At 38.6% G+C, this 12,778-nt stretch carries 6 protein-coding genes; all 6 read left to right on the plus strand.

Annotated elements, in window-relative coordinates:
- Positions 1-3: 3 nt before the first annotated feature.
- The 6 genes from JJN12_RS05015 to JJN12_RS05040 all read left to right on the plus strand — a co-directional run bounded on the left by JJN12_RS05015 (position 4) and on the right by JJN12_RS05040 (position 12,676).
- Positions 4-1,326, plus strand: coding sequence for a DivIVA domain-containing protein (locus JJN12_RS05015; protein WP_208428654.1), 1,323 nt, complete (start codon positions 4-6; stop codon positions 1,324-1,326).
- A gap of 31 nt (positions 1,327-1,357) precedes the next feature.
- Positions 1,358-2,467 (plus strand): 3-dehydroquinate synthase, encoded by a 1,110-nt coding sequence (gene aroB, locus JJN12_RS05020; RefSeq protein WP_208428655.1) that lies wholly within the window; start codon positions 1,358-1,360, stop codon positions 2,465-2,467.
- Between the two features lie 2 nt (positions 2,468-2,469).
- The gene (gene lspA / locus JJN12_RS05025; RefSeq protein ID WP_208428656.1) at positions 2,470-3,009 is read left to right on the plus strand and encodes a signal peptidase II; all 540 of its coding nucleotides are present in this window, start codon (positions 2,470-2,472) and stop codon (positions 3,007-3,009) included.
- A gap of 22 nt (positions 3,010-3,031) precedes the next feature.
- Positions 3,032-3,967, plus strand: a complete 936-nt coding sequence (locus JJN12_RS05030) for an RluA family pseudouridine synthase (RefSeq protein ID WP_208430325.1) — start codon at positions 3,032-3,034, stop codon at positions 3,965-3,967.
- A 286-nt stretch (positions 3,968-4,253) separates the two neighbouring features.
- Complete coding sequence (locus JJN12_RS05035; protein ID WP_208428657.1) at positions 4,254-8,333, plus strand: SpaA isopeptide-forming pilin-related protein; 4,080 nt, start codon at positions 4,254-4,256, stop codon at positions 8,331-8,333.
- A gap of 272 nt (positions 8,334-8,605) precedes the next feature.
- A complete protein-coding gene (locus JJN12_RS05040) occupies positions 8,606-12,676 on the plus strand; it encodes a prealbumin-like fold domain-containing protein (protein WP_208428658.1) in 4,071 nt (1,356 codons plus the stop codon).
- Positions 12,677-12,778: the final 102 nt, after the last annotated feature.

Genomic DNA, 12,778 nt, shown 5'->3' on the forward strand with positions numbered 1-12,778 from the left:
ATTATGCTTTCACTAAACGAGATAAAGAACCATGAATTTAAGAAGGGTATTGGCTATACGAAAAAGAGCGTAGATGATTTCGTAAATGAAATTGTTGAGTCTTTCGAAGAGGTGAATAGAGAAAATTCTGAGCTTAAAGAGAAATTAACTACATTAAGTGAGGGAATGCAGTACTATAAGTCTATAGAAAAGACCCTGCAGAAGTCACTTGTGCTTGCTCAAAAGACTGCTGATGAAAAGAAAGAAAAGGCGCTTAATAATGCCAAAATCATTGAAAAGGTTGCACGTTCAAGAGCAGATTCGATAATTACCAAAGCCAAGAATGATTTGGATGCTATTTACAGACAGACAGATGAGCTAAACAGAAGATTTGAACTCTATAAGTCTTATGTAAAGAACCTTATTACCACTCAGTTAGACCTCATTAATAGTGACACTTACAAGATATCCGTTAATGATTTGGATGGTTATTTAAAGCTTAAGGATGAACTTGAAGATGCACGAAATGCAATACCGGAGGATGAGGATAATACATCCGAGGTAGATGAGAATATTGCGGATTTTTTATCTGACAAAGAAACTGCAGATGATGAAGAAGCTGTAGAAAAAGATGAATTTGAAGCAGTAATGGAGAAAAGCAAAGAGGAAGATGTAGATCATGTTCCTGAATTGAAACATAAAACTGCCACAAAACCTGTCCAGGAAGCAAAGCCTGCTTCTGCGGGAACGCCTGTACAGGGAGTAAAACCGATGACTTCTGCTAAACCAATGCAGGAAGCAAAAAAAGCAAGTGATGTAAAGCCTGTACAGGAAAATACTGCAGCGAAAGCCGTAACTACTCAGGAAATTAAGCCTGTTAAAGTTCCAAAAATAACGCCTTCTGCAAAACCTGTACAGGGAGTTCATCCTGCCTCAGAATCAGCTCCTGTTAGTGATGCAAGACATTTTGCAGAGACTCGTACTATTAGGGGAGTAAGAACAGAGAATGACAAGCACTTACATGAGTCAAAGCCTGTTACTGATGTAAGCCCTGCCTCTGAGCTAAAAGCTGCAGCAGAAGAAGTACATCCACACGAGTCAGTTCCTACTGCTGTAGAGATGCTTTCATCTGCAGCAAAGAGCCAGTCTGCAGGCAACTTACGCGCAGGAGAGATGAATGCACAGGAGAGAAGAGTGCTTCTTGCAAAAAAGATTGCTGCAGAAGAAAAGACAAGACAGGAAATTGATAGGATGCAGAATCTAAGAGAGCAATCGACTTCTGTAAATGACAATCTTATTAACAGAATACCTCGTGATATCTTAGGCACGGATGATGAAATTTTATAATGATAACAGGCTTTAAATTGCAAAGGGAAATATGAGTAAAATACTTAGTGTTGAGATAAATTCAGGCGTAGATGACTCCTATAACATAGTCATTGAGCCTGATTTTATCAAATTGGCGGATATATTATCAGTAGTTTTTGCTACCTGCAACAAATTTATGCTGGTATTTGATTCAAACACAGCTGGATGCTTTAAGGATGAAGTTTCTAGGTTATTGTCAAATACAAAAAAGATAGTAAGTAGTTTTACATTTACTGCAGGAGAAGATAACAAAAATCTGACTACAGTTTACAAGCTATATGAGAAACTTATAAAAGAGAAGTTTGAAAGAAATGATGTAATACTTGCCGTAGGCGGCGGAGTTGTGGGGGACCTTGCAGGGTTTTGTGCAGCCACTTATCTTAGAGGAATAAGATTTGCACAGCTTCCTACTACCTTACTCGCCATGTCGGATTCGAGTGTTGGAGGTAAGACAGGAGTAGACTTTCTCTCCTATAAAAACATGGTAGGGGCTTTCCACCAACCCAAACTTGTCTATATGAATGTCAATACTTTGATTTCACTGCCTGAAAGAGAATATCTATCGGGTATGGCTGAAGTCATCAAATATGGTTATATTTATGATAAAGAGTTCATTGACTATCTTAGGGATAATGTAAATAAAGTGTTAGGCAAAGACTATTTAACTCTGGAGTATATCATATTCCACTCTTGTAGAATAAAAAAAGAAGTGGTAGAGAAAGACCCGCTGGAAGATGGCCTTAGAGCAATATTAAACTATGGGCATACTATAGGGCATGCAGTCGAGAAACTAATGGAGTTCAAGCTTCTTCATGGAGAATGTGTTGCATTGGGCATGGTAGCCGCTGCACGAATTGCGCTTAGCCGTGGACTTATGTCGGAGGAAGAGTTTTCTGATATGAAAGACATACTTGTGAGCTTCAAGTTGTTTAGAAGGATTAATTTATCTGAAACATCCTTTAGCAAAGAAGACATACTAACTGCAACAAAGTCAGATAAAAAGATGCAGGGTGGAAGGATTAAGTTTGTTTTGACTACGGAGATAGGAAGAGCAGAAATCTACAGAGATGTGACTGATGAAGAGCTGATGCTTGGAATAAATGAGGTATTTGAAGGTTAGGTATGAATAAAAATAAGATTTTTCTTTTTGAGATTATAGCCGTTGTGATTTTGGCAGCCATCGATTTTGTGACCAAGCAGCTGGCTGTAAAGTTCTTGTCAAATGGCAGCTTTGATATAATACCTGGTGTGTTTAGCTTTACCCTGCTTGAGGGAGGAAACTCCGGGGCGGCATTTGGTATGCTTCAAGGCGGCTTTTGGATATTTATTGTCATTACTATAGCAGTGGTGGCACTGGTTATATTTATGCTTAGAAAGTTAGTGTATGAGAAAAGATATAGTTTTTTTCATTATGCGCTGGTTCTTTTGCTTGCAGGAGCCTTGGGAAACTTTGGAGACAGAGTACTCACTATGATTAAGTATGGTCACAGCTATGTCATTGATTTCCTATACTTTGAACTTATTAATTTCCCTATTTTCAATGTGGCTGACTGCTATGTGACTGTAGCAGCAGGTGCAATGATATTTCTCGGTATTTTTTATTATAAGGATGATGACTTTGATAAGATGCTTGGTAAGGTGAAGGATGAAACAAAACAGTAAAACAGAAACATACGATACAGAAATGGATGAGGATTCTGATGATATCATTGAGCTAAACTCAGAGGAAGAGGGGGAAAGAATAGATAAATATCTGTCTGAAACTCTCACTGATTACTCCAGGTCCTATCTGAAAAACCTAATAGATGAGGGCAGAGTACAGGTTGCAGGGAAAATAGTTAAAGGTAGCTTCAAGGTATATAACGGTGCTGCCATTACAGTGAATCTACCTCCGGTAAAGGATGTCAAGATACTTCCTGAGGATATACCACTTGATATTCTATATGAGGATGAAGATGTTATCCTTGTAAATAAACCCAAAGGGATGGTAGTCCACCCTGCTGCAGGTCATTACACCGGAACCCTTGTCAATGCACTGATGTTTCATTGCAGGGATAACCTCTCTGGTATAAATGGAGAGCTCCGTCCGGGTATAGTGCATAGAATTGATATGGATACTACAGGTGTAGTAATAGCCTGTAAGAATGATGCGTCTCATAGATTTATTGCGGAACAGTTAAAAGAGCATAGTATTAAAAGAAAGTATCAGGCCATTGTCTATGGTACTTTTAAGGAGAATGAAGGAAGAATCGAAGGAGCCATTGGAAGGTCTAAGACTGACAGAAAAAAGATGGCTATAGTGCCAAACGGGAAACCGGCAGTTACGCACTACAAAGTTCTAAAGAACTCTTCATCTCCCAATGGAAATAATTATGCTCACATCGAGTGTGAACTTGAGACCGGAAGAACACATCAGATTAGGGTACATATGACTAGCATCGGTCATCCTCTTCTTGGAGATAATGTCTACGGGGTGGCGAAGAATCCTTTTAAGCTTGATGGGCAGACCCTTCATGCTGAGATGCTTGGGTTTATTCATCCGAGAACTAAAGAATATATGGAGTTTCATGCCCCTTTGCCAGATTATTTTACAAAGTTGTTAACAAAGTTAAATTTATAGTTTGTTTTGTTAAGTAAGCAATTCGTAAAATGATGGTTACAAAATGGTTACAAAAAATACATGAAAAACATTGAATAATGTGTAATGTACTCGTTATGATGTTTTTTGTGTATTTTTTTTTCGTTTTTTGATTGCAAATTTTAATAAAATATGGTATTAATATTAACAAGTAAGTAATAAAAAATAGTTAAAATGTAACTGATTATTTTTTATTCATTGTCCCAAGGAGGGGATATTACTTCTACTTGCTGACGGAGACTAACAGACATCAAAAAGGAGAAAAAGTATGTGGAAAAAACATGGTTCTGCGCTTCTTGGGTTAATACTTACAATAGCTTTATTCATAACAGGCATAAAGCTTCCTGAGTATGTAGCAGCAGCAGGCAGCGACAAGACAAGCCTGGTAGCAGGCAAGGATAGTACAACTTTTGTACTTAGTCAAAAGGATAGCTGGGGTAGTTATTATCCAATTACGGATACTACCAAGATTGACACCAATAAAGAGATAAAGGTTGAGATGTCATTCGAGGCGATATTTAATGATACCCTTCAGCCTGATGAACGTATCAATAAAGGAGATTATGTTCAGTTTGACTTAGGCGACAGGCTTAAGTTTGCAGGAGCTGATGAAGCTTCGGCTTCACTTACTCTTCCAATCACTGATACTGAGTCTAAGCTCAAAATCTGTGATGCTGTATTTACAAAGGATTCTGCTACAGGACATATCACAGTTAAGTTTGATTTTTCAAATTCAGATGATGCAGTATTTGAGATGAAGAGCGGTAAGGTAGGAGCAAGCGTATCTGTAATGCCTGACGTAACCAAGCTTGACTGGGAGAAGAATTCTGAAAAGACAATAAAGCTTTTTGGAAAAGACTATGAAGTTGGTTATATTGAAGGTGAACTAATTGTTAAAAAAACCGGTAAGCTTGATCCTAAGAATCATAAAGTAGACTGGACTATCGAAATCGAAAGACATGTTAAAGGCATGCCTGACAAACAATTAAGCCTTGAAGGATATAGGGTTCGTGACCTACCATCAACTGAGACTGTAGATGGTGTAAAGTATGGTGACTTCATTAGAGGAACCTATAAGATAAACGACAGACTTGTAGAAGAATCAAATAAATATGAAGAAGGCAAGTTACATATATATGATAACGGATCAGCCGATTATGAGTATACAATTACTGCAGGTGATTTAGATGCTTCCAATGTAGGAAAGGCAGTGGTTACACTCAGCACAGTTGCAAACTTTGGAATCAACCAATACGGCAGTATAAACACCACTGAATCTAACAGGGCTCAGGTATCTAAGCCTTATGGAAGTGGTGAAAGTGCTGATGTGTGGGCAAGTGTTAACCTTGAAAAGTTTGGTATAAAAGAAGGTAAGATAGACGACAGCGGTAAGAAGATTATCTGGACTGTCGAGTTTAACAAGCCTCCATATGAGCTTGGAACTGTTAAGATATCTGACGAGTTCACACCTGATAGGACTGGAAGAATAGAGCAGAAGTTCTTAAATGCAAAGTACCAGAGATGGAATGAAGCAGATAAGACCTGGGGCGCAGTGAGCACATTGACTGCTATCTCTAATACAGGAAACAATTATACATTTAGCATTGATAATGTTAATGAAAAGATAAAGGTTACATTTGAGACTGAAATTGAACCTGACAGCGTTCGTGCTGATTTTGACAACGATGCTTATGTATGGTGGAACGATAAAGAAGAGTACAAGGTTAAATTAAGTGGTAGTGTATCCACAACTCTTCCTGGTGGACAGACTTATGGCGATATAAAAAAGTCTGCTAAAAATCACTCATTTTGGTTCTCTTTTGTTGGCTTTGAACCTGAGTGGACTATTTCTGCTGACAGCAAAGTTGTTCCTGTAGGTACAGGCGACTACTATATGTATGACGTTCTCATTTTTGATGAGAATGTAACCATAAACAAGAAGACTGTAAATGAAGGAAATGGTTTTTCTCTAAAGAAGGTTGGAGCCCCTTCAGTTACATCACTTGCAGGCAATGTATCACTTGCAAAGATAATGCCTGATAGCGGAACGCACCAGAAACTCGTTGATATCAACGATCCATTAAAAACTAAGACTGACGGTATTACTAATGCAGTTTATGAGATAGTTAAGGATGGCAAGACAGTAGGCCATGTACTTGAGGTTAAGCTTGTACCGGGAGTAAACAATCAAGCTACATTTAAGTCAAGGATTATGGATAGATCTGCTCTTGTAAATGAAAATACTTATAATGGTTCTCGTGTTGCAAACAGAGTAGTTCTCGCTAAAAATGGCAAGACACTGCTTACCAAAGATGCAGAATACAATTATCTGTCAAGAATACTGGCTAAGAGCACTCTTTCAAAGGATGCAGCTAAAAAGTTACAGAAAGATTATGATGCTGTAGCAGCAAACGCTGATATTTATGACGATAAGGGTCATTCTCCTTATTATGGTTATAAAGGAGCGGCAAAGAACAATAGTGAAACAGCTTACGATAGAGAGACTAAGTCTGTATACTTTTGGATAAGCGTAAATGCTGCTGATATTAAGGATGTTGATGGAGATATAGGTAAGTTTGTGCTTAAGGATACACTTCCTTATGAGTTCCAGCTTGCTCCAATCAAAAAGGATGCTGCAAACCCTGCTAATGATAAATATTTCCTTGTATATAGAGGAACTTCTGCAGACAAGTATCCTGGAACTAATGATACTTTGACTTCACTTGTATCAACTAATGTAGTAAAGGCTGTTAGTGGTGCGCTTACAGATGCTGAGCTTACGCAAGAAGGTATAAGCGGCGAGGTTGTTGAGAACTATCCAAAGATTAAGAACCAGCTTAATATAACCTTTGACAAGCTAAACGGACCTTATGTAGTTCTTGTGAAGGCTGAACTTAGAAATGATATACCTCAGTATACCAATAAAATAGCTACTGCTTATAACAATGTATCACTTACATTAGATAAGTATACTGCTAACAGAAGAGCAGCCTTTGATTATGACGGAAGATTCCTTACAAAGGGAATAGATGGAGATAAGGTTAACATAAGCGATAACGGATACATCAAGTGGAACCTTAACTACATCCCATACAAGGTATACAACGATAACAATGCAACCAAATTAAGAATCGAGGACAAGTTAAATGGAAATCTCGTTCTTAGAAAAGAAAAGGGTACAGGAAACCTCGTATTTGAGGGGGACAATTACAAGATATGGAAGGGTGAGATAGACAAGGACGGAAAGTTCGTTAATCCTGTAGAGATTACAGAAGGACTTGACAAGATTTTCACCTATGATACAACAGCTGAAAAGCTTGTAATCAATATCCCTGACAACGATTCAGTATATAAGATTTCTTATATAACTGATTTTGCGGACAATGCAAAGCCTGGTGACAAATTAAGTAATGAGGCGGCTCTTATAGAGACCTCAAAGCAGATAGGCAGTACAGTAACAGTTAACCATAAGATTGACGGTACAGCTTGGGGAAGCTTAACCAAGAGGACCTATGAGCGTCTCCAGATAGTTAAAACTGATGAGAATGGCGAAAAGCTTGCAGGAGCTAAGTTCACTTTAACAAGGCTTGCCAATGGAGCAAACCCTAAGAAGGTTATTGGAACATTTGATTCTACGACTAATTCAGCCATTGTTATTGAGAAGCTAACACCTGGTGAGTATGAGCTTACTGAAGATAAGACACCTGATGGATATGACTCAAACGGCATAGTTTATAAGATTAAGGTTACACAGCTTGAAAGCGGATTTAAGGTGGAGTTCTCCGATGAGGCAGCTAAGTATGATGGAAAGGCAAAACTTTCAGAGAATGAGCTTACTATAATCAATAAGAAGAAGCCTGTGACACCTCCTACACCTGTAGTACCACCAACACCGGTTAATCCTACACCTGTAGTACCGCCTACACCGGTTAATCCAACTCCTGTAGTGCCACCAACACCGGATAACCCTACACCTTTAATTCCGGTAACCCCAACACCAGAGAATCCAACACCGGTTATACCTATAACACCTACACCAACCCCAACTACACCTATAACCCCGGCCACACCTTCGACTATAACTCCTACTCCAAATAGTCCTAAGACACCTGATGGAGTGGTGGTTGATGAAGATAAGACCCCACAGGGTAAGGTAGTAAAGCCCAACAAGCCAAAGGGAAAGAACAATCAGATAGTAGATGATGATGATACTCCTTTAGATGGAAATAAAGCGAAGAAGAACCTTCCAAAAACTGGTGGAACTTCTACAGTTTGGTACTATGTTGCAGGTATTGGTTTGGTATTTGTAGCAGGACTTGTATTTAAGAGACGTAAAGAAGAAAAGTAATCTGTAATAGTTACAAATGCTTTTAATTAACTAATTTACGAAGGTTGTGCTGTCTGTATATATACGGCAGCATGACCTTCGTTTTTTATTAATTTTAGGATATAATAATTATTATTTAGCTTGATTATTTTTATTATATTTGGTATAAATTAGGATAGTAAGTAATGGGGAAATAAGCAATATTTTGCTTTGAGCCTGTTATCCCAAGGAGGGGGCAACTGTAACTTTCTGCTTTTTTGCAGAGCGACTATTATTACATAAGGAGAGAATGTATGTGGAAAAAACATGGTTCTGCGCTTCTCGGGCTAATACTTACTGTGGCTTTATTCATCACCGGAATAAGGCTTCCTGATTATGTGTTAGCTGCAGAGAATGACAAAACAAGTATTGTAAAAGACGCAAAGCTAACCATCTCGCAAAAGGAAGGATATAATGGTTATAAGCCTGTGACAGGGGATATAAGCACAGATAAAGATATCCAGGTTGATATCTCATTTACGGCTGTTTTTAACAAGACATTAAATGAAGGGAATTATATTAAAAAAGGTGATTATGTACAGTTTGACTTGGGTGAAAAGCTCAAGTTTACAGGTGACAATGCGTCTGCCAATGAAGTTGTAATTCCTATTAATGATAAGTCATTAAATGTGAAGATTTGTGATGCAATATTTACAAAGGATGCATTAGGTAATATTAAGGTGAAGTTTGATTTTTCAAACAGTGATGATAAGGTATTTGATAAAGAAAGTGCAGATATCGGAGCATCAATCAAGGTAGATGTGGACCTTTCAAAGTTTGACTTTGAGAATACCACTGAGAAAGTCATCAAGATATTTGGCAAAGAGTACAAGGTTGGCGTTATTGACAGTGATGTTGAATTAACAAAATCCGGTGTCATTGATGTAAAGAACTCCAAGATTGACTGGACCATTACTGCCAAAAGATTTGTAAAGGGTGTTGAACCTAGACAGCCTCTTAGCATAGAAGGCTATACTTTTCTTGAAGACCCTACCTCCCAGGGAGAGTGGGGTAATAACTATATACCTGGCACATTCACAATCAACGATAAGTCCAGAGACGAGACATCAGGCTTAAAGGTGGGTAAAGTATATGGTACAGATTATACCGATGCTATGTCTTATACTATCAAGGCTGATGACTTAGATACTGCTGATACTAGTAAGGCAGTAGTGAAATTCAGTACAGATGTTAATTTTGGTGGTGAATTTAGCGGGGGAGATCGCTATTATTATAATGCTGTTGAGCTGGTTAAGTTCAATACATCCCAGAGATGGCGTGTTTCTACCGGTGTTTCAGCAAGAAGAATGGGTAATAAGACAGGTACATATGACGCCAATACAAAGACAATTACCTGGGCTATAGACTTCAACTACCCTAAGTATGAGCTTGGTGATGTAACAATATCTGATGAACTTACCAAGGACAATCAGGGCAGGATACCACAGAAGTTTAAGAAGGCATATATCCAGGCTTATGATTATGATAAATATGATTTTAGTAGTGTTAAGACTGAAATAACACCAGTGGTTTCAGGTGACAATCATACATTTACCATACCTAATGTTACAGGTAGATTTAAGCTTATTATCGAAACAGAGATTGAGCCTGACAACTACCGTATAGATTTTAGTAACGATGCATACGTATGGTGGAATAACAATGTAAAGAATAAGACTAAGCTACATGCTGATATCTATACTGTACCAGGTGGAGATATCAAGTTTGGTGAGATTAACAAGACTGCTAAAAGCCAGGCCTCACCAGATGGTGAACTTGGCTATGTTGGTGGAAAGGGCGATTATATCGGCTATGAGCCTGAGTGGACAGTAACAGCTAATAAGGGTGCTGTATCTACTCCTGGCGACTACTATATGTATGACGCTTTCATTTTTGATAATAACGTAAGTGTTGACAGAGAAACAATAAATACAGCTAATGGTTTCTCCATAAGAAAAGTAGGAGACAACAGCGTTACTGCTCTTGCAAACGGTGTGGGCTTTGATAAGGTATTTTCAAATAAATCAAAAAATGCAATCTATAAAAGACACCAGAAGCTTGTTAATCCTGAAAGTCCTGTCACAGATGCTACAAGCGGAGTGACCAATTCAGTATATGAAGTTCTCAAGGGCGGTGTAGTAGTTGGCCACATACTTGAGCTTAAGCTTGTGCAGGGAGTAGATAACTATGCTAAGTTTAAGTCAAGAGTTATGGACAAAGACCTCGTTGTATTAGACCGTGATGACGGTGTATATCAGGTACAGAACTACCTTGCTCTTACAAAGGGAGCCCACGTAGTGCTTGATAAGCTGGTTGGATACCACTATCAGCCAAAGCTTTTAGATAAGCATGTACTCTCAAAGACAGTAGCAAAGCAGTTCCTTACCGATTATAACGCAGAGGCTACAAACAGTAATGTATATGACGCTGTAAACAACAGAGCAATTGACAACAGAGACACTGCTTATGATAGAGATACCAGATCTGTGGTCTTTAGAATCAGCGTAAATGCAAAGGATATCAAGGATGTAAATGGTGACTTAGGAAAGTTTATCTTAAATGATAAACTATGCTACAAGCTAAAACTGGCACCAATAAAAGATAATAAGTACTTCCTTATATACAAGGGCGAGCCTACACTAAAGTACAACAATACAAACGAAGCAGACCAGAGATATGGCAGTATTCCTACATTTTCTAACGATATAACAGGAAAGATAGGATCGCTGGTAAATGCTGTAGGTAATCCTCTTTCAGATCAGGAAATAGCAGACAAAGGTATAGAGGCTACAATCGGAAAAGATGGTTATAACGATGATTTAATTACCTTTTCATTTGACAAGATAGACAGCCCTTATGTTATCTTCGTAAAGGCTGTAATGAAAAATGATCTTCCTTTGAATGAAAAAGGTGAGGTATGGAACAATGCCACAATTATGCTTGAAGGTGGCAATACCGCTATTACTAAAAATGCATATGCTAAGTATGATGAAAGATTCCTTTGGAAGAACCATGACGCAGATAAGGTCTTCATCGATGACCATGGCTACATCAATTGGAATGTGTACTATAAGCCATACAGAGTATATGCTGCCAACGATACAGCTACAGTTAGACTGGAAGATGAGTTAAACCGCTATCTTGTACTTAGAAAAGAAAAGGGTACGGACAAGCTTATATTTGCAGATGACAACTATAAGGTATGGAAGGGTGAGTATGACGATGCCGGTAACTTTGTTAATGCGGTAGAGATTACTACAGGACTTGATGAAATATTCAAGTACGACCTTGCAAAGAAGAAGCTGGTTATGCATATTCCTGACAGAAATGCAGGATACAGATTCTCATATATCACAGACTTTGCAAAAGACGTAGCAAAGGATGTATCTCTTGAGAATAGCGTTGCTCTTATAGAGAAAGACAAACAGGTAGGCAGTGAAGTAAGAGTAAGCCACAAGGTTGAAGCCAATGCTTGGGGCAGTCTTAAGGATATGAACTATGGTGCATTTCAGTTAGTAAAGACAGATACTGAAGGTACAGAGCTTGCAGGAGCTGAGTTTAACTTAAAGAAGCTTGCAAGCGCACAGAGTCCTGCAGGAGATGTGGGAACAGTTATATCTGCAACCAATTCTGCTGTTAAGTTTGAAAACCTCACAGTTGGCGAATATGAGCTTACCGAGACAAAGCCACCTGTAGGTTATGAATCAAATGGCGTGGTATACAAGATAAAAGTTGTAGAGCTTGAAAATGGCGGATTAAAGGTACTTTTAGATGGCAACTATGAAGGAAAGGCAAAGATGAATCAGGGTGTTCTTAGTATAATTAATAAAAAGACACCTGATGTTCCAAATCCTGTCAATCCTCCTACACCGGTTAATCCAACACCAGTGGTACCACCTACACCGGTTAATCCAACACCTGTAGTGCCACCAACACCGGATAACCCTATACCTTTAGTTCCGGTAACCCCAACACCAGAGAATCCAACACCTGTTATACCTATAACACCTACACCAACCCCAACTACACCTATAACCCCGACCACACCTTCGACTATAACACCTACTCCAAATAGTCCTAAGACACCTGATGGAGTGGTGGTTGATGAAGATAAGACACCACAGGGTAAGGTGGTAAAGACCAACAAGCCAAAGGGAAAGAATAATCAGATAGTTGATGATGATGACACTCCTTTAGGTGGAAATAAAGCGAAGAAGAACCTTCCAAAAACCGGTGGAACTTCTACAGTTTGGTACTATGTTGCGGGAATCGGTCTGGTTCTTGTAGGTGGCTTGGTACTCATAAGACGTAAAAAAGAAAAGTAATGAGATAAGCACAAGTATAAGTCAAAGTTAGTAGAAAGATAGTACGAATAAGGTAACAAGCTAATTACAAAGCTAAGCACAAGAAAGTATTAGTGTGAACAA

It is taken from the genome of Catonella massiliensis (genome assembly GCF_016651435.1).
Taxonomy (GTDB): Bacteria; Bacillota; Clostridia; order Lachnospirales; family Lachnospiraceae; genus Catonella; species Catonella massiliensis.